Annotated in this window: 28 protein-coding genes; 27 read left to right on the top strand and 1 reads right to left on the bottom strand. The window is 63.8% G+C overall.

Features of this window, described 5'->3' with window-relative positions; translation table 11 throughout:
- The first annotated feature begins 7 nt into the window (after positions 1–7).
- Positions 8–331 carry a hypothetical protein gene (locus tag FB600_RS24330; RefSeq protein ID WP_105851360.1) on the top strand — a complete coding sequence of 108 codons (324 nt, stop codon included), beginning with the start codon at positions 8–10 and terminating at the stop codon, positions 329–331.
- Between the two features lie 1,237 nt (positions 332–1,568).
- Positions 1,569–2,264 (top strand): hypothetical protein, encoded by a 696-nt coding sequence (locus tag FB600_RS24320; protein WP_145757474.1) that lies wholly within the window; start codon positions 1,569–1,571, stop codon positions 2,262–2,264.
- A gap of 9 nt (positions 2,265–2,273) precedes the next feature.
- Here FB600_RS24320 and FB600_RS24315 read toward each other — a convergent pair whose 3' ends face one another.
- Positions 2,274–2,624 carry a DUF6173 family protein gene (locus tag FB600_RS24315; RefSeq protein WP_145757473.1) on the bottom strand — a complete coding sequence of 117 codons (351 nt, stop codon included), beginning with the start codon at positions 2,622–2,624 and terminating at the stop codon, positions 2,274–2,276.
- 206 nt (positions 2,625–2,830) lie between these two features.
- On the opposite strand from FB600_RS24315, the gene FB600_RS24310 reads away from it, so the two are divergent.
- The 25 genes from FB600_RS24310 to FB600_RS24190 all read left to right on the top strand — a co-directional run bounded on the left by FB600_RS24310 (position 2,831) and on the right by FB600_RS24190 (position 25,339).
- Positions 2,831–3,535, top strand: coding sequence for a hypothetical protein (locus FB600_RS24310; RefSeq protein WP_145757472.1), 705 nt, complete (start codon positions 2,831–2,833; stop codon positions 3,533–3,535).
- Complete coding sequence (locus tag FB600_RS24305) at positions 3,468–5,660, top strand: phage terminase large subunit family protein (protein ID WP_145757471.1); 2,193 nt, start codon at positions 3,468–3,470, stop codon at positions 5,658–5,660. Before FB600_RS24310 ends, FB600_RS24305 begins: the two co-directional genes overlap by 68 nt.
- A 16-nt stretch (positions 5,661–5,676) precedes the next feature.
- The gene (gene gpW, locus FB600_RS24300; RefSeq protein ID WP_145757470.1) at positions 5,677–5,925 is read left to right on the top strand and encodes a gpW family head-tail joining protein; all 249 of its coding nucleotides are present in this window, start codon (positions 5,677–5,679) and stop codon (positions 5,923–5,925) included.
- Positions 5,925–7,556, top strand: coding sequence for a phage portal protein (locus tag FB600_RS24295; RefSeq protein WP_105851356.1), 1,632 nt, complete (start codon positions 5,925–5,927; stop codon positions 7,554–7,556). The genes gpW and FB600_RS24295 overlap by 1 nt, the downstream gene beginning before the upstream one ends.
- Positions 7,556–8,446 carry a S49 family peptidase gene (locus tag FB600_RS24290; RefSeq protein WP_145757469.1) on the top strand — a complete coding sequence of 297 codons (891 nt, stop codon included), beginning with the start codon at positions 7,556–7,558 and terminating at the stop codon, positions 8,444–8,446. The genes FB600_RS24295 and FB600_RS24290 overlap by 1 nt, the downstream gene beginning before the upstream one ends.
- Before the next feature lie 24 nt (positions 8,447–8,470).
- Positions 8,471–9,094, top strand: a complete 624-nt coding sequence (locus FB600_RS24285; RefSeq protein ID WP_145757468.1) for a hypothetical protein — start codon at positions 8,471–8,473, stop codon at positions 9,092–9,094.
- Positions 9,095–9,133: 39 nt separating this feature from the next.
- Positions 9,134–9,811, top strand: coding sequence for a head decoration protein (locus FB600_RS24280; protein ID WP_145757467.1), 678 nt, complete (start codon positions 9,134–9,136; stop codon positions 9,809–9,811).
- Positions 9,812–9,892: 81 nt separating this feature from the next.
- Entirely contained in the window at positions 9,893–10,960 is a 1,068-nt protein-coding gene (locus FB600_RS24275) for a major capsid protein (protein WP_145757466.1), read from the top strand.
- On the top strand, positions 10,960–11,223 hold the full coding sequence (locus FB600_RS24270) for a hypothetical protein (protein WP_145757465.1): 264 nt from the start codon (positions 10,960–10,962) through the stop codon (positions 11,221–11,223). Before FB600_RS24275 ends, FB600_RS24270 begins: the two co-directional genes overlap by 1 nt.
- A gap of 1 nt (position 11,224) precedes the next feature.
- Entirely contained in the window at positions 11,225–11,548 is a 324-nt protein-coding gene (locus FB600_RS24265) for a hypothetical protein (RefSeq protein ID WP_145757464.1), read from the top strand.
- Positions 11,545–12,108, top strand: a complete 564-nt coding sequence (locus tag FB600_RS24260; RefSeq protein ID WP_145757463.1) for an ATP-binding protein — start codon at positions 11,545–11,547, stop codon at positions 12,106–12,108. Before FB600_RS24265 ends, FB600_RS24260 begins: the two co-directional genes overlap by 4 nt.
- Before the next feature lie 9 nt (positions 12,109–12,117).
- Positions 12,118–12,318 (top strand): DUF2635 domain-containing protein, encoded by a 201-nt coding sequence (locus FB600_RS24255; protein WP_017918046.1) that lies wholly within the window; start codon positions 12,118–12,120, stop codon positions 12,316–12,318.
- A complete protein-coding gene (locus FB600_RS24250) occupies positions 12,315–13,799 on the top strand; it encodes a phage tail sheath subtilisin-like domain-containing protein (RefSeq protein WP_145757462.1) in 1,485 nt (494 codons plus the stop codon). The genes FB600_RS24255 and FB600_RS24250 overlap by 4 nt, the downstream gene beginning before the upstream one ends.
- Positions 13,800–13,862: 63 nt before the next feature.
- Positions 13,863–14,237, top strand: a complete 375-nt coding sequence (locus FB600_RS24245) for a phage tail tube protein (RefSeq protein ID WP_017918044.1) — start codon at positions 13,863–13,865, stop codon at positions 14,235–14,237.
- 8 nt (positions 14,238–14,245) lie between these two features.
- Complete coding sequence (locus tag FB600_RS24240; protein WP_145757461.1) at positions 14,246–14,590, top strand: phage tail assembly protein; 345 nt, start codon at positions 14,246–14,248, stop codon at positions 14,588–14,590.
- Between the two features lie 132 nt (positions 14,591–14,722).
- Positions 14,723–16,615, top strand: coding sequence for a hypothetical protein (locus tag FB600_RS24235; RefSeq protein ID WP_145757460.1), 1,893 nt, complete (start codon positions 14,723–14,725; stop codon positions 16,613–16,615).
- Positions 16,616–16,629: 14 nt separating this feature from the next.
- Positions 16,630–18,060 (top strand): DNA circularization protein, encoded by a 1,431-nt coding sequence (locus tag FB600_RS24230; RefSeq protein ID WP_145757459.1) that lies wholly within the window; start codon positions 16,630–16,632, stop codon positions 18,058–18,060.
- An 18-nt stretch (positions 18,061–18,078) separates the two neighbouring features.
- Positions 18,079–19,212: a phage baseplate assembly protein gene (locus FB600_RS24225; protein WP_145757458.1), complete on the top strand. Its 1,134-nt coding sequence runs from the start codon at positions 18,079–18,081 to the stop codon at positions 19,210–19,212.
- Complete coding sequence (locus FB600_RS24220) at positions 19,209–19,832, top strand: phage baseplate assembly protein V (RefSeq protein ID WP_145757457.1); 624 nt, start codon at positions 19,209–19,211, stop codon at positions 19,830–19,832. The genes FB600_RS24225 and FB600_RS24220 overlap by 4 nt, the downstream gene beginning before the upstream one ends.
- A gap of 60 nt (positions 19,833–19,892) precedes the next feature.
- Entirely contained in the window at positions 19,893–20,333 is a 441-nt protein-coding gene (locus tag FB600_RS24215) for a phage GP46 family protein (RefSeq protein WP_145757456.1), read from the top strand.
- Complete coding sequence (locus FB600_RS24210) at positions 20,333–21,490, top strand: baseplate J/gp47 family protein (protein WP_145757455.1); 1,158 nt, start codon at positions 20,333–20,335, stop codon at positions 21,488–21,490. Before FB600_RS24215 ends, FB600_RS24210 begins: the two co-directional genes overlap by 1 nt.
- Positions 21,491–22,132, top strand: coding sequence for a YmfQ family protein (locus FB600_RS24205; protein WP_145757454.1), 642 nt, complete (start codon positions 21,491–21,493; stop codon positions 22,130–22,132). It abuts the gene before it with no gap.
- 11 nt (positions 22,133–22,143) lie between these two features.
- A complete protein-coding gene (locus FB600_RS24200; protein WP_261383451.1) occupies positions 22,144–23,133 on the top strand; it encodes a phage tail protein in 990 nt (329 codons plus the stop codon).
- A 10-nt stretch (positions 23,134–23,143) separates the two neighbouring features.
- Complete coding sequence (locus tag FB600_RS24195; RefSeq protein WP_145757453.1) at positions 23,144–23,371, top strand: hypothetical protein; 228 nt, start codon at positions 23,144–23,146, stop codon at positions 23,369–23,371.
- Between the two features lie 12 nt (positions 23,372–23,383).
- Positions 23,384–25,339 (top strand): glycoside hydrolase family 55 protein, encoded by a 1,956-nt coding sequence (locus FB600_RS24190; RefSeq protein ID WP_261383450.1) that lies wholly within the window; start codon positions 23,384–23,386, stop codon positions 25,337–25,339.
- Positions 25,340–25,445: the final 106 nt, after the last annotated feature.

Below are 25,445 nucleotides of genomic sequence, written 5' to 3'. Positions count from 1 at the left end.
GAGGCAAATGATGGCGAAGATCGAAGTAACGCAATCGATGATTGCCGAGGCGATGGATGTTGGTACCCGGAGTGGTCTATTCGCGCCTAACCCGAAGCGCGAAGACGTGATCAAGATGATCCAAGGCGTCTTGTCGCTTGTAGGAAACCGCGACGCCGAGAGGTTCAACTGCCGCGTTCAATCTCCCGATGGAAAACAGGAGCTCAGAGGGTGGATCGTGGGGCCGTCCGATGAGGGACGGGGGCGTTTCCGGGTAGAAACGGAAGACGGCCGGCAGATGAGCGTTCATGGAAACGACATCTACCCTTACTCGACCTCGAAGCGGCGATAGTCCCGGACGGACACGATGATTAACCTTGATGATCGGCTTGAGAACTGGGCGAAGGCGCAGCGATACGGGTCTAGCGGGGGATCCTGCATCGGATCGGCCGAAGGACGTTATCGCGCTGGCAAGCTTGAGGGGCGCTCCGTCGAATTGATGCTCATTGACGAAAGGGATGCCGAGGAAGTCGAGCGAGCATGGGCGAGGCTATTGCCGTTTGACAAGGAGGTGCTCCGAATGCATTACATCCTCCGTATGGACCCGCGCGTAATATGTCGTAAGCTACGGATTCCGCATCGGCCGTCCAACACGTTTCAGATGGCACTAGCGCATGGCAAGCGCGAGATTGCAAAGGTGCTTGAGAAGATGGCCGAGACGAGGAGAATTCAGTTGGACCGTCAACGCGCCTATGATTCGCTACTTGAGCGAACGTAATTGCAGGTTGTAAACCCGGAAAAATAGGTGTATTCTGCTTGCCAGATGACCGACACCGCTTAAGTGCGAGACCTCTCCCTAGGGGAGAGGTATGTCAGATGAAAGCCCGCCCAGTTCGCTGCGCGGGCTTTTTCATTCCGTCGCGAGGTAACAACCCTGCGACGCAGTTATCACCGGAAATGCGTCTTTACAACCAGTCTCCACCGGATCGGTTGATTTGCCGGGTGCGGATGATGGCCTTGTGGTGGAAGAGGATGCCCAACAGTCGATACAGCGCTTCCACCGCATACTTCGCAACGGTAGATCCCGGAAAACGGGGTTGCAGCGCCAGGGTTGTGGATCTGATCAAACTCGTTTCCTTGCTGCTGCACGAGCTGGTTACCATACTTGTAATACGGCATTGCAGGTCTCCTTACGGTTAAAGTCGGCTCTCACCCGACGCATAATTTTACGATGTCGAGCAATACTTAAAGTGTGAACAAGTATGGCGGAGAACTGGGGAATTATGAATTGCAGGCGGAATGTTTGGGTGTCCGTCCTGCATCGCCCGATTTGCTGTTAGACGTGTCTAATTGGCTCTACCCCATCAAACAGGCGATGGGTTTGCCGAATGGGTAGCGGCCAACTTTCCGCCCGACGGCGGGGCACTGCAGAACCTCGACCACGAGCGCCAGAGCTACGCCGACATCGGTTCCCTTTGGGCCGCCATCTAGAAGTCGCGCCAAATGCGCCAGGTGAACGGCTAATAGGAGGATGTCGTGATCCGCACCCGGCTTGGGGTCGCGCGGGGCTTTTCTATTCTGATGATGCGATGCTCACGTTATCGGTGAAATCGGACGTGCGCGCGTTGTCGAAGAAGCTTGATGCGCTCGCCCGAAAGCAACTGCCGTTCGCCACCGCTCAGGCACTCAACGGGACAGCCGAGCAGGTGCGCGACGCGCAGCGCGAGAACATGCGGAATGTGCTCGATAAGCCCACGCCGTTCACGCTCAATTCGGTTGCGATCAAGCGGGCGTCGAAGTCGAACCCGGTTGCGCTGGTGTACGTGAAGCCGATCGCGGTGTCGTACCTTCTGCCCTATGAGATCGGGGGCAAGAACAAGCTAAACAGCTTGGCGCTTCTCAAACCCGTTGCCCAGAAAGTCAATCAGTACGGAAACTTGCCGCGCAACGCGATCAAACGTCTGTTGGCAAATCCGAACGTGTTTGCTGGCGCGGTGACTTTCAAGAAGAGCGGCCAGACGATCAACGGGATTTGGATGCGTCCCAAGGCTGGCCAACGCACGTGGGTACGTGGCAGGGACAAGCGGGCGTATGGATCGCTCGGCAATACACAGTTCAGAGTTGGTGGCGTCAGAACTGGCCTTCAGCTTCTGGTGAAGTTCGAGGATGCGCATGAAGTGCGCCAGAACCTCGACTACCGCGGCGTTGGCAAACGTGTCGTCGCCGTTGCGTTTCGGCGCGAACTCGACGCCGCGATGGCGAAGGCCCTGGCTAGCGCTCGGTGATGACTGGATTCAAGCGACTACGAATCCTATTGGTTTTGTGGGCTCCTCAGTCTTTATCTTTATGAACAGCACAGACGTTTGTGTGAAGTGCTGCACGAGACGCGCTGGGCTACCGTCATCAGTGATCCCGTCGAAGCAGAAGAACTGTCCTGACAAGCAGATATTGGAAATCTGTAACGTTATAGATTTGCCAAAGGACGCGAGCATTCCCCCAACGGCTTCCCCGCTGTTGAGAGACGCTTCGAACTGTTTCACTTCCTCTACGAGCGTTTCGAACGCATATTCGGACGGCGATCGCACTTCTGGCAGTTTGAGGGCGGCTATTTGATCAGCAATGCGCTTGTCGAATGGGGTGCTCAAAATTGGCTCCTAGTTAAGTGGCATACCGCAGCGTTGCCATTCTACGAGGTTTGTCCCGATGTCAAATGCGCGACGGTGCTTGGCTCTTAATCTGGACGGGTCCCCTCCCCCCGGGGGGAGGGGCACGGGCAATTGCGCGCCGCGTGTTTTGCCTAGCGCCAAGGTCTGAAATTTGGTTTCAGGTTTCATTTCTAGGTTTCATTTCCATGCTCGTCTCGAAAGCCGAATTCGCGCGCATGCACGGTGTTTCGCACACTGCCGTCGCGAAGTGGAAAAAGGCCGGATGGCTTGTCCTGCAAGGCTCGAAGGTCGATGTTGAGGCATCGAACGCGAAGTTGAAACAGTACCGAGATTCGACCGACGCGCGGGCCACGCGCTCGCGCGCCAAGGTTTCAGCCGAGGCGAAACCTGAAACCCAAAATGAAACCGAGGTTGAAACCGAAACCTCGGGCGCGGCCGGCGCCGCTGGCGACGCGTCGGCGGATGATGAGCAGCCGAAGCGGAAGGGCGAACGCATCGTCGTCGACGAGGTGATCACCCTGCTGCCCGGCGAGTCGGCCGAAGATGCTGCCGAGCGGCTGACGGCGGGGCTAGACGTCGACCTGAACATGCCGATCGAGGAGGCGAAGCGCATCAAGGAGGTGTATCTCGCGCTGCTCAATCGGCTCGAATACGAACAGAAGTCGCAGATGGTCATCGACCTCGACCTTGCGAAGTCGGTCATGTTCGATGTCTTCCGGGGCGCGCGCGACGCGTGGCTGAACTGGCCGGTGAAGTATGCGCCGCTCATTGCGGCTGACCTGGGCATCGAGTCGGATCGGTTACCAGACGTGCTAGCCGCCTATGTCCACAAGCAACTATCGGAGCTCGGAGAGCCCGACGAAGCGGAGTTCGTCCGAAAGCAAGGCTGACATTCTGCGGCTGAACGGTCGCAAGGGCTTCACGCCTCCGCCGCGGATCAGCGTGCCCGACTGGGCCGACCAGTTCCGCAAGCTGGCGAAGGAGGCCGGCAGCACGTCGGGCGATTGGTCGACGGCGACGGTGGAAGTGGCGCGCGGGCCGATGCTGGCCGTGACCGAACCAGGCGTTCACATCATTACGGCGATGGTCAGCACGCAGATGCTGAAGACCGCGCTGCTCGAGAACACCTTCGGTTATTTCGCTCACCTCGACCCGAGCCCGATGCTGCTGTTGCAGCCGAAGGAGGACGCAGCCGAGCAGTTCAGCAAGGAGCGCATCGCGCCGCTGATTCGCGTGACACCGGTGCTGCGCGAGATGGTCGGCACGTCGAAGATGCGCAATGCAGATGAGACGCTGCTGTTCAAGTCGTTCCCCGGTGGGTTTCTGGCGCTGGCCGGCGCCGGCAGCCCGGACAATCTCGCGCGCCGGCCCGTGCGCGTGATACTCGCCGATGAGGTCGACAAGTACCCGATCACCCGCGAAGGCGATCCGATCAGCCTGGCCGAAGAACGGACGGCCACGTTCGGAAACTGGCTGTCGATCCGGGCCTGCTCGCCGACCGTGCAGGACGAGAGCCGCATCGAAGCCAGCTACAACGAGTCGGACATGCGGCGCCCGAGCGTCGAGTGCCCGCACTGCGGCCACCGGCAGTTTCTCGACTTCTTCAGGCACGTCGAATGGGACAAGAAGAAGGACGCGCACGGCAACGTCGTGAGCCACAACACGAAAACGGCCCGGATCTACTGCGAGTGCTGCGGAGTCGGCTGGTCGGAGGGCGAGCGCCTGCGCGCGCTGCAGACGGCACGCTGGCATCAAACCCGGCCGTTCGAGTGCTGCGGCGCGCGACACCTGCCGCTCGACTCATACGAGCAGGCATGGCGCGATGCCGGGCAAGCCGGGAATCCTGACGCCGCCGTGACGGCGGTATGGGACTGGTGGAGTTCGGATCGGCACGCTGTCTACCGGGCGAAGTGCCCGACCTGTGGAGCGTGGGCGGTCGACAACGAGCACGCTGGTTTCCAGGCGTCCAAGCTGTACAGCCCGTGGCCGAAGGACCGGCCGCACCTGGTCGCGAAGAAGTGGATCGACGCGCAGAAGGACGAGACGAAGAAACAGACGTGGTGGAACACGCAGGCCGGGCTGCCGTATCGCTCGCATTCGGGAAAGAACCTTGACCTCGAGGCGCTCGCGAAGCGCGGCGAGCTCTGGCCGGCGCAGGTGCCGCCCGGGGTGGCGTTGCTCACCGCCGGCGTCGACACGCAGCCGGACCGCCTCGAGGTGGAGGTGGTTGGGTGGGGGCGCGACGAGGAGAGCTGGTCGATCGACTATCGCGTGTTCGAGGGCGACCCGAACGAGCCCGAGGTGTGGGCGACGCTCGACGCGTACCTGATGACGCGGTTTCTGCGAGCTGACGGCCGCGAGTTCGTTATCAGCGCGGCCTGCGTCGACACGGGCGGCGCGAACACGCAGAAGGCATACGAGTTCACGAAGGCCCGGCTGTCTCGCAACATTTTCGGCATCAAAGGCGAGTCTGCGAAGAACGGGGCGCGCTCGCCGGTCTGGCCGACGAAGAAGCCGACGCGCCGGACGAAGGCGACCTATCGCCCGGTGATCGTTGGTGTGAACACGGCCAAGGATGTGATCTACCGGCGGCTCGAGCGCGAGACGCCCGGTGCAGGTTTCATGCACTTCCCGGCCGACCGCGATCTGAACTACTACGCGCAGCTCACCGCCGAGCGTCGCGTGTTGAAGACGGTTGCCGGTCGCAGCTTCACGGTGTGGGAATTGCCGGCCGGCAAGGCGAACGAGGCGCTCGACTGCCGCGTGTACGCGTATGCGGCGCTGTGTGCGCTGTTCCACAAGGGCCTGCAGCTCAACCGCCTGGCCGACGAAGTGGGCGCGGCCTTTACGGCGAAACCCTACGTCGAGCCGAAGCAGGACGACGACGGCGACGCCCATGCGCCGAACGGCCAGCAGCCAGCACCGCCGGCCGTCGTAGTTGCGCGCGGGCCGATGGTAAAGAAGGTGGGCGGATCGACTACCGGCGGCGCGTCTGTCGCCAGCCGCCTTGCATGACGAACGGAGCGGTGTGATGGGTGCATACGACGGACGCAGCAGGGCGGACCTGCAAGCGCAACTGACCGCGCTGCTGAGCGCGTATGACCAGCTGGCCGCCGGTCAGTCGGTCGCGACTGCGAGCTACTCGCAGAGCGACGGCACGCGCTCGGTTTCGTTCCGCCCGACGGACCTCGGCATGCTCGACGGTCTGATCTCTCAGATTCAGGAGCGCCTCGGCATTGTTTGCCGGGCGCGCCGGCAAATTCGATTCGTGTTTCGCTAATGGACAATCCCGTGCAAATCCTCGGCGTCGACGGCAAGCCGCTGCCCGCTCGACGGGGGCGTGCCTCGATGCTGTCCGGCGCGAGTCAGACGCCCTACGACGCGGCGAACCTGTACGGTTCGCACGTTGAAGATTGGAATCCGTACCTGTGGTCTCCCGATGGCGAGATCAACATGTACAAGGACCGTATCACCGCGCGCGCGCGGGATCTGGTCCGAAACGATGGGTGGGCGACGGCCGCAGTCATGCGGACGCTCGACAACGTCATCGGGCCGGACTTCCGGCCGATCTCGAAGCCGGACCACGTCGCGCTGCGCGCGCTGACCGGCAACAAGGCGTTCGATCACGTGTGGGCGGACGAATTCGGCCAGCAGGTCGAAGCGAACTACCGCGCCTGGGCGAACGACCCCGGGTTCTACTGCGACGCCGAGCGGATGCTGCCCATGCCAGGGCTGTTTCAGGTGGCGTTCCGGCACAAGATCGTCGACGGCGACGGTCTCGGCCAACTGCACTACCTGCCGCAACGTGTGGACGTCGGCCGCGCCCGGTACGCGACTGCGCTGCAGGTGATCGACCCCGATCGCCTATCGAATCCGCAGTTGAATTTCGATCAGCAGGTGCTGCGAGGTGGCGTCGAGGTCGACGAGCTCGGCGCGCCGGTCGCGTATCACATTCGCGAGGCGCACCAGGGCGACTGGTTCAGCGCAGCGAAGTCGGTACGCTGGAAGCGCATACCCCGCGAGACGGATTGGGGGCGGCAAATCATCATCCACTCGTATGAGCACGATCGGGCCTCGCAGCACCGCGGCATCGGCTTTCTGACGCCAGTTCTGCAGCGCTTCAAGATGTTGATCAAGTACGACGAGACGGAGCTCGACGCGGCGATCATCAATGCGTTCTTCGCTGCGTACATCCAGAGCCCGTTCGACGGCGATCTGGTGGAGGAAGCGCTGTCCAGCGCCGACAAGCTGAACGCCTACCAGACCGAGCGCCGGCGGTTCCACGACGAGCGGAAGACCCGGCTCGGCAGCGTCGGCATGACGCACCTGTTCCCGGGCGAGACGATCGGCTCGGTGATGGCGAACCGGCCGAGCGCCAATTACTCCGCGTTCAACAGCGCATTCCTGCGCAGTTTCGCGGCGTCGACCGGCCTTGCGGCTCAGCAGATATCGCAGAACTGGGCTGAAGTCAATTACAGCGCGTATCGGTCGGCCATGCTTGAAGCGTGGAAGACGTTTCATCGGCGTCGCCTGGGCTTCGCTGCAACGTTCACGCAGCCGATCTTTACGGGTTGGCTCGAGGAATCGATGGAAGTCGACGACTACCCGATGCCAGCTGGCGACGTGCCCGACTTCATCGAAGCGCGGGCGGCGTACTCGCGTGCGAAATGGCTCGGGCCGGGCCGCGGCCTGGTCGACATCGTCAAGGAGCGGCAGGGCGCAGCGATGGGCGTCGCGGGCGGCTTCTCGTCGCTCGAAGACGAGTGTGCGGAGCAGGGCATCGATTGGCGGGAAGTCGCGCAGCGGCGGGCCGTCGAGGACACCTACTACCGCAACCTCGGCCAGCGCCCGCCCGCCACGCTCACCAGTGACAGCGTGAAGGAAGCGAGCGCAATTCCGGAGGAGGTTTGATGAAGTTTGCCCACATGGCACAGCGGCTGTTCAACGTGCCGCTCGCGATCCGCCGCGAGAAAGCCGAGGTGATCATGGCCGCGCTGATGGACCGGCTCGGCGTTTCGCAGATCGCCCGTCTGGAAGGTGGACGCCTCAAACCGATGGCCTTCGACGACTGGGACGACGACTACGACAGCTTCTCTCGCGAGGGCAGCGTGCCCGATCGCGGCTACGACATGATCCCGGAGACCGGCGTAGCGCTGGTTAGCGTTCAAGGGACGCTCGTGCAAAAACTCGGCACGCTGCGCCCGTGGTCGGGCATGACTGGCTACGACGGTTTGCGGCAGGCGATCTTGAGCGCACATGCCGATCCGAAGGTCAAGGCGATCGTGCTCAACGTGGATTCTCCGGGCGGTGAGGTGGCCGGGTGCTTCGACCTGGTCGACACGATCTACGAGCTGCGCGGCGACAAACCGATCTGGTCGATTTTGACCGAGTCTGCGTACTCGGCCGGCTACGCGATCGCAAGCGCTGCCGATCGCGTGATCGTGCCGCGCACCGGCGGCGTGGGCTCGATCGGCGTAATCGTGATGCACGTCGACTGGTCGAAGGCGCTAACGAACGCCGGCATGGCTGTGACGTTCATCACCTACGGCGAGCGCAAGGCCGACTTCCACCCCGAGATTCCGCTCTCGAAAGAGGCATACCAGGCCGCGCAGGCGGACATCAACACGATGGGCGAGCTGTTCGTCGCGACGGTCGCGCGTAACCGCCGGCTGTCGGCGGACGTTGTCCGCAAGACGGAGGCCGCCTGCTACATGGGCGACGCCGGTGTGAGCATCGGATTGGCCGATGCAGTGATGGCGCCCGACGAGGCGCTTCTTGCCCTGCTCAAAGAGCTTGGCTGATCTGACAACGAAAGGTGAATTGACATGAGCTCGAAACTCCTGGCGCCGTTCGCGGCATTCCTCAGCAACCGACCGCAGGCAGCCGGCGCGCGCCTGGAAGGCGAAGGCGGTGGCGACGACGACGAACGCAAGCAGCGCGACGGCGAGTCCGACGAAGACTACGCCAAGCGCATGGACGACCTCGACAAGAAGGAGCGCGCCGAGGAGGAGGAGCGCAAGAAGGAGGAGGACGCCCGCCGTGCCGAGGAGGAACGCAAGAAGGAAGAAGACGCGAAGCGCGCCGAGGCCGAAGGCGACGACGACTCCGAAGACGACGACGGTGACGGCGCCGACGCCAAGGCGGCCGCCGCGCGGCAGCGCGAGCGCGTGCGCTGCGCTCGCATCATGGCGCACGGCATCAAGCTTGGCCGCTCGCGCCAAGCCGGCGTGTTCGCCTTCGACACGAAGATGTCCTCGCGCGCTGCGATCGCCGCGCTGAACGCTGGTGTCGAGGATGCGCCGAGCGCGCCGCGTCGTGCGTCGGGCCTGTCGAGCCGCATGGCGACGACGAACATTCCGACGGCCGGCGCCGGCGGTGACGCGCCTCGCGCTCCGACCGCCGCGGAGCGAATCATCCACGCGAACAAGCGGCGCCTCGGCGAAGCCTGATCCGCCGGTCAACCAGTTTCCAGATAAGGAGAGAGAGTCATGACGCTTCCCGTCAACACGATCGGCGACAACCCGCAACAGCCCGGGATCTACGCTGAAACCTACATCCCGGATCAGCTGATCGCGGGTGCGCTGCAAATCGTCTCGCAACCGATCATCCTGGCCGCCGGCACGCTGCCGCGTGGCTCGGTGCTCGGCATGGTCAGCACGCTCAACGCGATCGCCGAGCCGGGCACCGCGAATGTCGGCAATGGCACGATCGGCGGCGTGACGGCGGCCGGCGCGCTCGCCGGCACCTATGTGCTGGCGGCCACCGCAGCCACCACCTTTTCGGTCACCGACCCGGAAGGCAACGCGCTGCCGCCCGCGACTGTCGGCACGGCCTATTCGCAGTCGGGCATCGGCTTCACGCTGACGGCCGGCTCGACGGCGTTCGCTGCCGGCGACTCGTTCACGATCGAGATCGTCGATGCGGTCGGCACCTACAAGCTGTCTGTGAAGACGGCGACGGATGGCAGCCAGATCCCGTCGGCGATCCTGGCCGACTATGCCGATGCCAGCGCCGGGCCGGTGACGGCCGGCGCGTACGTCGCAGCCGAGGTCAACGCGCGTGCACTGAATTTCGATCCGTCGTGGGACATCGCCTCGCTGCGTGCTGCGCTGCGTCAATACACGATTTTCGTCAAGTCCTCGGTCTCCGCTGCCGACCCGACTTAAAACCCGGCTCCGCTTCGAGGAACCCCGCTTCGGCGGGGTTTTTTGTTTCCGGCGCGCAATTCGTTTCAAGGAGATTGAGGGATGTCCACGCCCGCATCGTTCGTGTACGACACGAACACGCTGATTCAGGTGGTTCCGAACCTGAAAGTCGCGCAGCAATTCATGCTCGACAAATTTTTCCGGAACATTGTCAACGCCGATTCCGAGAAGGTATCGATCGACGTCGATGTTGGTGTGCGCCGTATGGCGCCGTTCGTCTCGCCGCTGGTCGAGGGCAAGCTCGTCGAGCAACGCCGCTACCAGACGAACGAGTTCAAGCCGGCATACATCAAGGACAAGCGTGCGCCGGACCTGCGCAAGCCGGTGCGTCGCATGATCGGTGAGCGCATCGGTGGCGAGCTCAAGGGCGTCGAGCGCGAGATGGCGAACCTCGCCGCGGAGATGACCGACCAGATCGACATCCTGAACCGCCGCCTCGAATGGATGGGCTGTTGCGCGCTGCGCACCGGCGTGGTCCGCGTCGAGGGCGAAGGTTTCGAGACTGTCGATATCGACTTCGGCCGCGATCCGTCGCTGACGGAGGCGCTCACCGGCGGCGAGAAGTGGACGCCGGCGAACGTCGTGGCCGGCACCGCGACGCCGGCCTCGAACATTGAGGCATGGCAGCACCAGATCCTGAAAAAGTCTGGCGCGAAGGTGACGGACATCGTGTTTTCGACCTCGGCCTGGGGCGGCTTCATCGAAGACCCGAAGGTGAAGGGCGCGGTGATCTGGCCGGCGATGAACCCGAGCGGGAACATCATCAATCCGGGCGCGCAGATCGAGCAGGGCGCGGTCTACAAGGGCCGTTGGGGCCAGTATGACCTGTGGGTCTACAACGACTGGTTCGTCGACGATGACAACGTCGAGCGCCCGATGCTTCCCGACGGCGAGCTCGTGATGAGCGGCCCGAGCCTGCTCGGCACGCGCGCGTTCGGTCAGATCATGGACCCGGCGTTCAACTACGAGTCGCTGTCGTATGCGCCGAAGACTTGGGTTCAAGAAGACCCGGCGCAGCGACTGCTGCTCATGCAATCGTCGCCGCTCGTGATTCCGAGCCGCGTGAACGCATCGTTCGGCGCCAAAGTCACCGATCCGGTGCTCGACTGATGTCGACGCCGACCACTCCCGAGGCCGGCGGTAAACCGGCCCGCATGGTGACGGCGATCGTCGCGCGCGGCCGCACGGTCAAGATGAACGGAAGGTCGGTGGCCGCTGGCAAAGAGGTCACGCTCCCGGCCGCCGAGGTCGCGCAGCTGCGATCGGCCGGCTACCTTGTCGACCCGAAGGCGTCGGAGGTGCCGCGCAACGATGGCGACACGATCGGGCCGCGCGTTATCACGAACTCCACTGTCCAGATCAAGCGAGGCTGACATGTTCGACTTCGACCAGCTGAACGTCGCGATCAACGGCGTGTTCGGCGAGTCGGTGTCGTACCAGCCGGCCGCTGGCGGTGCGCCGTTCGCAGTCTCCGGCGTGGTGGTCGACTCGTTCCGAACGCCTTTCTACAAGGAAGACGAAACGGTCGGCTACACCACCACCGCGCCAGCGATCGGTGTGCGCCTCGCCGACTTTCCCGCCAAGCCAGTCAAGAACGACACGCTGACCCGCCTGAAGACCGGCGACCGCTTCATGGTGGTCGACGTCCACAGCGACGGCATGGGCTGGTTGAACCTGATCCTCAAGGTGACGCAGTGACGACAAAATCCGATTTGCTCGCGGCGGCCCTGCAGGGGCTGGCTGGGCAGACGGCAGCCGGCGCGCGCGTGTACGGCGCGCGTGACCTCTCGACGTGGGACGACGAGTACCCGGTGCTGTTCGTCTCGATGCCGCTCGACGAGGACGGTGAATCGTTCGGTCGCAACGGCGCGCCGGCGTTTACGGTGTCCTGCAGCCTGATCGTCGAGGCGCGCGCGAGCGCCTTGGCGCGTGCCGACGACGGCGGCGCGCTGGATCTCGTCGGCCAGCTCGAAACGCTGCGCGACCAGGTCAAGCGCGCGGTCATCAACTACGGCCCGCTGATGAGCCAGATCCAGCAGTTCGCGTTCTTCAAGGTCCGGGGAAAACCCGGGCCGGGCGAGGGCGCCGAGCACGTTGGCGGCGTCGAGATCGAGATCGGACTCGAGTTCGTGCAGGACGCGAGCGACTTCCGGCAGTCCGATCCGCCGCCGCTCGAGGGAATCGGTGTCACGGTGACCATGCCAGAGGGTACGGTCGCGCCGACGTTCTCCATCCCGTTTGAACAATCCATTTCGTAGGAGCGCCGCATGCGCGTGAAACCTGCCCCGGGGCTGCAAGTGCGCGACCCCTTCACGAAGAAGCTGCTGGCCGCCGATGGCATCGAGGTGCCCGACGACAGCCCGGTTTGGAACCGGATCCTCAACGACGGCGACGTCGTGCGCGTGGAGCAGCCCGCAGCGGCCGCGCCGGCGCAGGCCCGCGCCGTAACCGGAGACGACAAGGCATGAGCACCATCCCGTTCAAGGTCATCCCGCAGAACTATCGGCTGCCGGGCGCCGTCTTCGAGCTCGACAACTCGCAGGCGAACACTGGTGCGAGCACGCAACGCGCGCTCGTCATCGGCCAGATCACCGCGGCCGGCACCGCGACGCCGAATGTGCCCATCATCTGTGGCAGCATCGGCGACGCGCAGGCGGCCGGCGGCCCGAACTCCATGCTGGCGAACATGGTCGCCAAATACCGCCTGAACGATTCGTTCGGCGAGGTGTGGATGCTGCCGGTCTCCGACGCCGCTGGCGCCACCGCGGCCACCGGCTTGATCACGTTCACGGCATCGCCATCGGTGAACGGCACGCTGTCGCTCTATGTCGGAGACCAGCTCGTGACGGTTCCCGTTTCGGCCGGCGATACGGTCGCGACCCTCGCCACCGAGGTGGCGGCGGCCATCAATGCCGTGGCCGGCATCCCGGTTACCGCTTCGGCCGCCGCTGGTGTCGTTACCGTCACTGCCGTGAACAAGGGTGCGTGCGGCAATGAGATCGCGCTCCAGTTCAACTACCGCGGCACGGTCGCCGGCGAGGTGCTCCCGGCCGGCCTGGCATACACGATCGCGGTGATGACGGGCGGCGCGACGAATCCGTCGCTGACGACGGCCTTGGCGAACCTCGGCATGACATCGTTCGACTTCATCGCGAACCCTTACAACGACGTCACGTCGCTGGACGCGGTGAAGGCGCTGCTGAACGACCAGACTGGCCGCTGGAGCTACCAGGAGCAGCTCTACGGCCATTCGTTCGGCGGTTTCTCGGGAACGTTCGGCGCGTCGACGACGCTCGGCCTGACGCGAAACAATCAGCACGAGACGTTGCTCCCTGCTGACAGCAGCCCGTCGCCGAGCTGGCTCTGGGCGGCGGCGCTGGCTGGCCAGGCGGCTGTGAGCGTGCGAGCCGATCCCGGTGTCCCGCTGCAGTCGCTGCCCCTGAACGGCATTCTGCCGCCGCCAGTGCCGAAGCGTTGGCAACCGTCCCTGCGCAATACGCTGCTGTTCGACGGCATGTCGACATTCACGGTGGCCGACGACGGCACCGTGATGACCGAGAACATCGTCACGACCTACCAGAAGAACGCGCAGGGCGTCGCGGACGACAGCTACCTGGAAGTCGAGACGATGTACCAGCTCATGCTGGAGATCCGGACGATGCAAGCGATGCTCTCGTCGAAGTACGCGCGCAGCAAGCTGGCCGACGACGGTTCGCGTCCGGCTGCCGGCTCGAACCTCGTCACGCCGAGCACGATCAAGGCCGACATCATCGCGCTCTACAACGAGCGCGCCGATGCTGGGTTCGTGCAGGGCACGGCCGCGTTCGCCGCCGCGCTCGTGGTGCAGAAGAACACGGTCAACCCGAACACCGTCGACATTCTCTGGCCGGGCACGCCGGTCAACCAGATGCGGACGTTCCGGACGCTGGTGCAGTTCCGACTGCAGTAACGCTGCTCGCAGTGCAGAGATGGCCACCCCGAGGGGCGGCCTTTTCATTTTTAGGAGAGAAATATGTCGGGTAGCCAACTGCTGGCCGGGATCGCGAACGCGAAAATCAACGGTCAGACGTACCAGCTCGAGGGAAAGGCCTCTTACACGCCGACGAAGGTCGAGCGCAGCTCGCTCGTCGGGCAGGATGGTTTCCACGGCTTCAAGGCGATGCCGAAGGTCGGCCGCATCAAGATGTCGCTTCGCGATTCCGGCGGCTTGACCGTCGCCGACTTCAATGCGATGGCGAACGAGACGATCGTGCTCGAGCTCGCGAGCGGCAAGATCGTGACCGGCCGCAACATGGGCCAAGTGGGCGACCTGGATGTCGAAACCGAAGACGGCACGTTCGACGTGACGTTCGAGGGTCCGGAAGTCGTCGAGCAAACCGTTTCGTGAGGCGGACGATGGAAGGCAACGAGAACAAGCCGCGCAAGGTGCAGCCGCCGGTGATCAGCATCGAGCTCGAAGACCCGATCAAGGTCAAGAGCAACGGCGAGGAAGAGGTCATCACCGAGCTGTCGCTCTGCGAGCCTACGCTCGACCAGATCGAGACGTTCCTCAAGGTGGCAACGTCGAAGGGGCCAATCAAGGCCGTCCGCGCGCTGATCAGCGAGCAGTCGAAGGTGCCGGAAATGGGCCTCGGCAAGATCAAGGCGCGCGAATACTACCGGGCACAGGAATACCTGATGTTCTTCCTCTCTCCTCAGGAAGAGGACGACCCCGAGGGAAACGCGGCGGGCTCCCAGTAGATTGGGAGCATCGGGTCAAAGTGGTTGAGCGCTGGTGGCGCTGGCAGCCTAGCGAGACGAAGCGGCTGACGTGGAGCGAAATTCGCAAGTACGAGTACCACGCTGGACTGATGCTGAAGAAGGAATGAGGCGATGGCCGAAGAGTTCGTAATCCGCATCCGCGCTGACGACGCGGCGACCGCGACGATCAAGAAGATCCAGGATGCGCTCGGCAAGGTGACGGCGCCGGTCGAAAAGGCGCAGAAGCGGTTCGCTAACGTCGGTTCGGTTGGCCTGCGCAGCTTCGAGAAACTGACCAAGGGCCTTGACTCTGCAGCACGCGCGGCCCACTCTCTCGTCGACAAGGTGGTGGAGCTGGTGCCAGGCCTGACCGCGATCGGCGCGGCCGGGACTGTGGCCGGCATCGTCGGGCTGACGTCGCGATTCGGCGCCTTCGGTTTCTCGCTGAACAAGACGTCGAAGTTGATCGGCATGAATGCCCAGGACCTCGCTGCCTGGCACGTTGCTGCGAAGCGCGCCGGCGTGTCGGCGGGCGAGTTCGATTCCGCAATCACGTCCTCGCAGGATGCTATCCGGGCAGCAGCAAACGGCGCAAATCCGGCTGCTCTGGTGCTGATGCAGAAGATGGGCGTGCAGATCCAGCGCAACAAGGACGGCTCGGTCGATTATTACAGCACGCAGATGCGCCTCATGCGTGCCATCGCGGGCCAACGCAGCGCTGTGACGCAGCGGGCTGCCGCAGATGCTGTCGGCATGGGCGGCCTGCTACCGATGCTGCAGCAAGGTACCTATGGCGCAGACCGGTCGCGCGCCGTGTTGAAGGGACTTGTTCCGACCGCCGAGGAGCTGACGCGCGCGACCCGCTTCAAGGAAGACATCAACGACCTCGAGGACTCCGTATCCGGGCTCGGGAACAGCATCGGCGCGCGCCTGGTCCCGATCCTCGATCCCGTAGTCAACGCCTTCGCGGCGTGGCTTGACAAGAACCGATCGGACATCGCGGACAAGCTTGCCGAGGCGGTCCAGAAGTTCGTTACGTGGCTGTCGAAAATCGACTGGAACGACGTGTCGAAGAAGGCGAAAGAGGTCTGGGACAACATCGGCGGTCTGAAAACGGTGCTGATCGCGATCGCTGGCATCAACCTGGTGACTCCGATCGCCGCGGTCGTCAGTCTGATCACGAATCTCGCGACGCTCACCACGGCGACGATTCCGGCTGCCGTCACGGCGCTCGGGACGTTGGGCGCTGCCGGCGTCGCGGCTTGGGCCGCGCTGAAGGTCGCCAAGATCGTCGGGCTGCCAGACGTCAACCAGAATGAGGGCGTGAACGACGTCCGCAACGGAGACTGGTTGATGGCGTCGATGCATCTGACTGCCGGCGACTTCGCTCGCGCCATGGCGGCGCGGATGCAGGGGAAGTCGAACGAGGAAATTGCGACCTGGCTTGCCGCTGGCGAAAACCCGTCCGACAACGCCAACAAGCGCCTGCCCCTGGGCATCCGCAGCAACAATCCGCTCAACATCCTGCATGACGGAAATGAGCGCACATATGCCTCGCCCGAGGAAGGCATCACGGCCGCTGTTCGGAATCTCCAGCGTAACTACCGAGGTCTGACGCTGACCGGCATTATGGACAAGTGGACCGGCGGCGCGCGGACGGGCAACACGCCTCAGCAGATGGCGAACTACGTGAGCCTGCTATCGAACGCGACCGGCCTTGGAGCGAATGACGTTCCCGACCTCAGCGACTCGTCGGTCGTCGCGAAGCTGATCAAGGGCGGAATCCGCGCCGAGAACGGCATGCAGCCCTATACCGATGCGCAGATAGCCGGCGCGGTGGGTGCTGGAATGGCCGGGGCGCCCGCCGGCGTGCCCGGTGCTGCTGGCAATCCTGCCACGCAAAACCAGACGGTAAAAATATCCGTCGATATGAAGGGCGTGCCGCAAGGCGCGCGTGCAGAAGCGAAAGCGGATGACGGTAGCTATCTGCCGACCCGGGTGGAGTACCGGCTCGACGGTATCTAAAGGAAGAGGGTTCAGTGGCATCGACGACAACCAACGCGCTTAGCGTGGTCGGCAGTATCGGAGGTCTGGCCTCGGCTGCCGACAGCATCGCGTCGCTGCTGACCGGGGACTGGTTCTCCACGCTGAAGACCGCCAGCTTCGGCGGCGTGCCGTTCGGCGTGTTCGAGATTCGGAATTCGGCAGGCCAGAACAAGGCCGTCCATACCTACCCGTTTCGCGACGATGTCTGGCCCGAAGACCTTGGCAAGAAGCCGCGCGCATTCGAGGTGATCGGGTTCCTGCTCGAAGGTGATTTGAAGACTGGCGCCGGATCGGTCATCGAGCAGCGTGACAATCTGTTTGCGGTCTGCGAAGGCCCTGGCAATGCCACCCTCGTGCATCCAACCTTCGGCACGATCGATAGCGTGGCGTGCCTCGGTGTCGAGGCGATCGAACGCGCGGACCTCGGTCCAGTGTTCGAGATCCGGCTCACGCTGATCAAGGCCGGTCCACGGAAGTTCCCTACGGCCACCGTCTCGACGGCCGACGATAGCGCGGATCAGGCGGCGAACGCTAAATCGAAATCGCTGCTCGACTATGCGACCGACATCGCGACGGACATCCGCAACGGCGCGGCCGTGGTGCAGAAGGCCGTCTCGACGGTGGTGGGCTGGTATCAGCTAGGTGTGACCGCGGTGAACGACGTGAAGCGCGTGATCGGCGCCGTATCGACGCTGTCTGGCAACTTCGGGCGGCTGTTCGGCGGCGGAAATTCCGGCTTCTCGTCGAGCAACACGAAGGCGCCGACGAGCACGACGCCAGCGGACCTGCTCGCCACGTCGGCCGCCGGCCGTGCGGCTGTCGTAGCGGCCGGCGCGACGTTGCAGGCCGCCGCAGCGAACCCCTCGGACACCGCGACGCTCGGTGCCGCTGTCGATGCGTTCGTGGCTGCAGTGGCCGCCTCGGCGAACGACCCGGCCGATGCGGTGCGGCTCGTCACCGGCCTGGTGCAGTACACCCCGGACGACGTAGTCGTGCCCGGCCAGATCGGCGCCTCGATGGGGGCGGTGCAGGTCGCGACGGCTGCGCTCCTTAGGCGGTACGCGCTGGCGCAGCTCGCCGTGACGCTCACGACATATCAGCCGTCGTCGCAACCTGACGCGGCGGCCATGCTGTCGAGCGCGCTGGCGCTGTACGACAGCGAGATCGACGTGGCCGGCGACTCGGGCGACGATGACACGTTCATCGCATTGCGCGCGCTGCGGCGCGCGGTGTACGCCGACCTGACTGCTCGCGGGGCGAACCTCGCGACGAATGCGTCGTTCTCGTTCAATGCGACGCTGCCGTCGCTCGTGCTGGCCAAGCGTATCTATGACGACGTGACGCGAGAGCCGCAACTGCTCCAGCAAATCGACCCGATCCATCCGGCATTTTGTCCGATCGCGTTTCAGGCCCTCGCGAAATGAACGACGACGTCACGTTGAATGTTGCCAGCTGCACGCCGAACCCACTGGCGCCATATGGTGCCAGAGACGTTCTGGAAGTCGAATAGTCGGACAATTACCGGTTGGACCGACGTGATTGTGTCGAGGGGCATCGAGCGGTGCCCGTCTGGCTTCGAAGTCAGCTACACCGAACCGTATCCGGCCGTTGGCGATATCCTTGCGCAGCCCGGAGATTGGGTTCAGGTAAAACTCGGTGATGATCTGGTCCTGACCGGGTTCGTAGATCGCTACATGCCGTCGTATAGCGGCAACCAGCATACGGTGCGCATCGCCGGCCGTAGCAAATGTCAGGATCTCGTCGACTGCGCCGCATACATCAACGGCAATCAGCTGTTGAACATGACCGTCGACAAGATCGCAGAGGCGCTGTGTGCGCCCTACGGAATAGGAGTGAGCGTCGCAGCTGGCACTGACGTCGGGAAGCCGATCGAGCAGGTGAACGTGCTGGTCGGAGAGACGTCATATTCCGTGCTCGAGCTGCTCTGCCGATACCGCGCGCTGCTGCTGTACGACACGCCGGCCGGCAACCTGGAACTCGCCGCAGGCGGAAACGCCAACCAATCCGGGCCGGTGGCGATCGGCACGCGCGTGGCATCGAGCGGGTTCACCGAAGGGATCAACGTCGCATCGGCGTCTCTGCTGCTCGCGATGGATGGCCGGTTCTCTCAATACGACGCGGCGTATCAGGGGCTAGACACGCTGCGCGACATCGGCGACGGCGGCAACATCATCGCGCACACCTACGATACTACGGTGCCGCGGTTCCGCTATCGCGCGATCATCTCCGAGAATGTGACCGGCGGCGTCGATGTCGCCTTGCAGCGCGCGCAGTGGGAGAAGGCTTACCGCCTCGGCCGATCGTTTCAGGTCCGGCTTGTGACTGATTCGTGGCGAGATTCGGCCGGCATGCTGTACGAGCCGAACGTGCTCGTCGACATCGACCTACCGTCGCTGAAGCTGACGCCGCGGCGGTGGCTGATCTCCGAGGTGACGTACAAAAAGGGGGCGCAGGGTACTTCGGCCGAACTGACGATCATGCCGCAGCAGGCGTTTTATCAAGAGCCGATCATCCTCAATCCTGTCGGGCCAGATATCACGCAGGTTTCGCAATGACGGGCATTTTGGATCGAATCCGCAACCTGTTCGGGCGCGGTCGCGTCACGCTGGTGGACGACAGCGGCCCCGTGCAAATCGTGCAGCTGCGCATGAATGGCCTCGAGGTGCCGGCCGGGCGCTTCCGCGTCCCCGAGTTCGGGTTCTCGTCGAATCCGCCAGTCGGATCGGACGCACTGGCGCTGCACGTTGCTGGTGACAGGTCTGCCGGCGCCGTGGTAGGCACGAACCACCAGGAATCGCGGCCGCGTGGCCTCGCGCCAGGCGAATCGATCCTGTACAGCCAGGATGGCAAGTGCATCTACCTGAAAGACGGCGTCATTGTCGTCGAGGCGAAGGGGCAGGACGTCGTCGTGAACGACGCTGCGAATATCACGCTGAACTGCTCCGGCGACTGCACGATGAATATCGGCGGGAAGCTCGATGTGGTCGCGCCTGGTGGTGTGAACTTCACGACTCCGCTGGTGGGGGCGACCGGGGACATGCAGGACAACACCGAGACCAACAACGAGACGATGAAGGGCATGCGCGAGCTGTACGACATGCACACGCACAATGTCCAGGAAGTGCAGGGTGGCGAGTCGACAGTTACCTCGAACGTCCCGAACCAGCAGATGTAGCGCAGCCGTGCGCCGCAATCATAGATGCCCGCTCCGGCGGGCTTTTTTTCGTCCGGACACATGCCTGACCTGACTTTCACATGGGATTCCGCGACCGCGCACGCCGACTGGGTGCTGGCAGGTGCTGACCTCGCCACGGGCAATGACCTCGCGAGCGCCGTGCTGATCAGCATCTTCACCGACCGCGAGGCGAGCGCCGACGACGTCATCCCCGACGGCTCGACGGATCGACGCGGATGGTGGGCCGACGACGAGGTGCCGATCGGCTCGCGGATGTGGCTGCTGAAGCGCGCCAAGCAGACGACGCAGACGGCGCAAAGGGCTTACGACTATCTCGCCGAGGCGCTGCAGTGGTTGATCGATGACGGCGTGGCAGGCCGGATCGAGATCACGACGCAGTGGGTGCGCCGCGGCGTTCTCGGCGCGTGGATCGTGGTGATCAAGAACGGCACCGTGCTACTCGACGGGCAATACACCTGGGCCTGGGAAGGAATCAACTGATGCCGTATCTTCGACCGACACTTTCTGAGCTGAAAGCCCAGGTGGCCGCCGATATCCAAAGCGGCCTGCCGGGTACTGACCCGCTGCTGCGCTTTTCCAGCTTCGGCATCATCGGCCGCGCGCTGGCCGGCCTGGCGCAGCTGCAATACGGATATACCGATTACATCGCCAAGCAGTCGAATCCGTTCACCGCGACCGACGAGTTCCTCGAGGCGTGGGCGGCGCTCAAGGCGGTCTACCGGGAAGCGGCCACGCAGGCTGGTTCGGTGACGCCAGGGCAGATTCAGTTCGCTGCGGTGGCTACCGCAGATCCTATCCCGGCCGGGACCTCGATCAGCCGTAGTGATGGCGTCGGCTACACGACAACGAGCGAGGGCACGGTCGCCAACGGTGTCGTAACGGTCGACGCCGTCGCGAATGCCGACCCGAGCGGGCTGACAGGCGCGTTCGGGAACTGTCCGGTCGGTACGGCGATGACGTTGGGCATTTCCATCGCAGGTGTCACGTCGACCGGAACGGTATCCGTTGCATTTACCGGTGGTGCCGATATCGAATCGGACGATAGCTTGCGCTCGCGCATGCTGCTCGCCTACCAGGATCCCGCGCAGGGTGGATCGCCGTCCGACTACGTCAAGTGGGCGCGGGAGGTCGGCGGCGTGACGCGGGCCTGGTGCAATCCTGTCGGGTTCGGACCCGGAACCGTCGTTGTCTACGTGATGCTCGACGAGGCGGAGGACGACAACGAAGGATTTCCGGTCGGGTCGGATGGGGTGGCCACCGACGAGAAGCGCGGCACGGTGGCGACCGGAGATCAACTGACGGTCGCGAATTGGATCTATCCGCTGCGGCCCGTCACGGCCCTGGTGTTCGTCTGCTCGCCAATCCGGACGCCGATCGACTTCACGATCACGGGCTCAGCCAACTTCACTGCTGCGCAGAAGGCAGCGATTGAGGCGGCGATCGAGGGGGTCTTCGTGCTGTACGGATCGCCGGTCGGCCCAGGCAACCTAAACGGCGCGGTCGATATGTCCTACATCAACTCGGCGATCGGGGCGATTACCGGCACGCAGGGCTTCGTCATCACCTCGCCGCTGCAGAACATCCAGGGCACGACCGGCCAATTGCCGGTGCTCGGCAACATCACCTGGCTCGCATAAATGGCCGCACCGAACTATTCGCCGTCCGACTTCGCGTCGGCGCTGAGCGCGCTATTTCCTCGCGGCTTGGCGTGGCCGCGCTCCCCTGACGCGGTGATGCAGCAGGTGATAGCTGCCCTGTCGCCAGTCTGGGCGCGCCATGTGGCGGACAACAACTATTTGCTCGTCGATGCATTTCCCTCGACGACAGTCGAGCTGCTGCCGGAGTGGGAGGCATCGCTGGGGTTGCCGGATCCGTGCGCTGGCGAGTCGCCGTCGCTTGCCGTGCGTCAGGCGCAAGTGGTGGCGCGCTTCACCAACACCGGCGGCCAGTCGATCGCCTTCTTCACCGCCTACGCGAAGAACCTCGGATTCACCGTCAGCGTGAGCGAGTTCACACCGTTCCGAGCGGGCCAGCAGGCGGCAGGTGACTCTTGCGGTGACGAAGGCTGGGCGCATACCTGGCGCATCAATGCGCCGCAGACAACGATCAATTACTTCCGGGCCGGCGCCTCAGCTGCCGGGGAACCGCTTGCTTCGTGGGGCAACGCGGTCTTGCTGTGCGAGATGAATACGCTCAAGCCGGCTCACACGCTCGTCATCGTTGCGAACCCTGGTTTCCTCGATATCGATTTCCGTCTCGACATAACGACGCTCGCGTAACTGGAGAAAAGATGTTTCGCATTGACCAAACGACAGCGGTAACGGCGCTGCCTGCGCCGTCGGCCGCCGGTACGCCGGGGTTTTTCACTGGCGGCAATCCGGCGACGGGGCAGGCGGCCACGATCGTTTCAGCTGATTGGCTGAACCTCGTTCAAGAGGAACTGATGTCGTTCCTCACGGAGGCGGGAATCGTGCCGTCCAAGACCTCATACGGTCAGGTCCTGGCGGCGGTGCAGCATCTGTTTGCCGCCTCGGCCGGCGACCCGACCAAGCTGTTTGAGGTTGAGACGCCTCCAGCTGGAGACAACAGCAACAACGCTGCGTCAACTGCGTTCGTGCAGGGCTTCGCCGGCGGCAGGAAAGTGGTCATCGTATCGATCACCGGTTGGACGGTACCCGCCGGCGTGACAGATATCTGGGTTTCCGGGTGTGCTGGGGCTGGAGGTAGCGCAGGCGCGCCGAACATTCCGGCCAACAACATCGTCGCTGGCGGCGGCGGCGGCGCGGCTGGGCAATTCGTGTTGCGCTACCACATGTCGGTGACGCCAGGGCAGGTACTGTCGTGCGTTCCGGGTGCCGGAGGTGTGGCGGGCGCTGTCGGCGGCCCCGGTGGAAACGGCAGCAACACCGTCATCGGAAGCCTGACGCTCACTGCAGGGGCCGGTGGCCAGGTGGGTAGCAGCGGCGCACCCACCCAGGCATGGCCCGGGCAGCCTGGCGGCAACGGTTTTCCGAACGGCGAGTATGGCCAAGACACGTCGCAGTACGGGCCTGGTGCCACAGGAGGTCGAGGCGGTGGTGGCCCATTTGGTGCGAGTGGCGCGCCGGGCCGCGGCGCTATCGGCGGCGTCGCTAATCTGATCCCGCCATCTCCGTCCTACGGCTACGGTGTCGGCGGCTCGGGTGCGGGTGGATGTTATGGCCCGACTACCGCGTCGGGGACGACATCGGGCACCGTCGGCGCTGCCGGCATGCCTGGGTTGATCATCATCGAATACTGAGGAGCGACACATGGCGCGCTATGCATATTTCGACAAGCAGGTGAAGGCAGTGTTGGGCTGGATCGATACCGTCGCCTACGGCTACACCGAAGACCCGACCAAGGCATTTCCGGCCGACCAGATGCTGCCGATCACGGACGACGCCGACTGGCATGCCAACGATGGGCGGAGTTGGTATGTCGTCGACTCGCAATTGACCACGACGGCGCCGGAACCGTCCTCCTCCTCGAGCAACTGATCGCAGGCGAACATGAAAATCGATATCAAGAGGATTGCTGGCGCACTGCTGCTCGCTGCGGCCTGCATTTCGAATGCCGCTTTCGCGCAGTGGGTTCCCGGCCAATTGGTGACGGCACAACTGCTGAACTCCGCGTTCGCCGCCGTCGCCGCGAACGCGTTGCCGGTGGCCGGCGGAACGTTGACCGGGCCGCTGCAGGGCACCGCGGCGACGTTCAACTCGGGGAGCTTCGCGAGCCTCGCGAGCAGCGGGCCGGTGACGTTCTCGACGCCCCTGGCGTTCGCTTCGGGGGGCACCGGCGCGACCACGGCGCTCGGCGCGACCAGCAATCTGCAGTTCCAGGCGTCGCTGTCAGGCGCTGGCGGCCGCTCTGTCGCGAGCAAGCTGAGCGACGTCGTGAGCATTCTCGATTTCCCTGGCTGCGATAAGACCGGTGTGGCCGATAGCACGGCGTGCATCCAGGCGGCGTTGAACTCGGGAGCGAAGACCGTCTATATCCCTGCGGGCCAGTATCGCGAGAGCGGGCTCACGCTGCCCCAGATCCAGGGCTTCACGCTCTACGGCGATGGCCCCAACAGCGTCCTGATCCAGACGGGTGGCTCGATCAGCTATCCGGCGATCGCGGGGGCCTTCACGTTCGATTCGCACTCGACGATTCGCGACCTGAAGTTTGACGGCACGGCCGGCACCGCGAACACGCTCGATACCACGTTCGCGCAGACTCTCGACCTGCTGAACCTGGCGTTCAACAACGTCCCGGTCGGGTATTCGTCGATCAAGATCGACGGTAACCCGACGGCGTCGGTCTACATGCACGACGTGCGTCTGAAGAACATCCGTATCTACTCGACGACTGCAGGGAAGGCCGGGATCGAGTTGGGGGCGTTCGCATCCGACTCGACGATCGACGGCTTCATCATGAACGGCGGGTTCGTCGTGAACTACTGCATCTACGCCAACCCCGGCGCGCAGACCACGATGATCCAGAACTCGCATCCCTACAACGCGTCGATCAACGTCGTGCGCCTGGCAGGGAACAACAACGACTTCGGGTTCTTTGGCAACACGATCGACAACGCGCTCGGCGACGTCTTGTACATCAAGAACTCCGCATACACGCGTATCGCATCGACGTGGATCGAATCGATCAACAGCCTTCAGCGCGGCCTCGTGCTGGATGGCTCGTCGAACAATACCGCCATGGGGCTCGGCTGCCAGACATACGGGGTGACGAACGCAACATCGTGCGTCGCCGAGATCAACGGCGCTGCCGGAAACCAGATCTTCGGCGCGCAGCTCGACAGTGCGTCGAACTACTCGACGCCATTCAATCTCACGGGCGCCAGCAGCTTCTACCAGTCGGTGAACAGCGGCAATTCGCTGAGCCCGATGAGTGCGGCAGCCGGCTCGTCGCCGGCGCTGGCCGCCATCGGCTCGGACGCTACGATTCCCGTCACGCTCAGCCCGAAGGGCGGCGGCGCGGTGCAGATGAAGCTTAGCAACTCGGCCACGGCGAGCTTCTATTCCGACACTGCATCCGAGCTCGCAGTCGAGGCGTACAACTCGGCGTCGGCGGGGACGAAGTTCAACATCAACCTCACGAAATACGGCGGCCGCCTGCTCGTCGGCGGCACGGACGACGGTACGAACAAGCTGCAGGTCGGCGGCTCGGCTGCCATTTACGGGAACCTGGCCGCGACCGGCACCGGCGCGATGCCTTTGTACTCGACGGCCGGCGCGGCCACCAACGCGCCGCACATGATGAAGGGGACGGCGACGCTTGCCTCGGGCGCGGCCACGATCACGCTCTCGGGCGCAGCGGTCTACACCTCGTCGACCAGCTATACATGCACGGCGACCGACACGACGGCAGCGAACGCTGTGCGTGTCTCACAGACGTCCGGGACCTCGTTCGCTTTGAGTGGCACGGGAACCGACGTGGTGCAGTTCCTGTGCGCTGGTAACTGATTACAAGCTGGTGTCAAGTCCTGAAATAGGTTGACAGTGTTAGACGCTAGAACGCCCGATGCACCGCATCGGGCGTTTTGTATTTGAGGGCGCTATGTGGCCGCTC

The organism is Burkholderia sp. SJZ089, assembly GCF_007828315.1.
GTDB classification, from domain to species: Bacteria; Pseudomonadota; Gammaproteobacteria; order Burkholderiales; family Burkholderiaceae; genus Burkholderia; species Burkholderia gladioli.
Note: the sequence above shows the minus strand (reverse complement) of the source record. Positions and strands in the feature narration are given on the sequence as shown.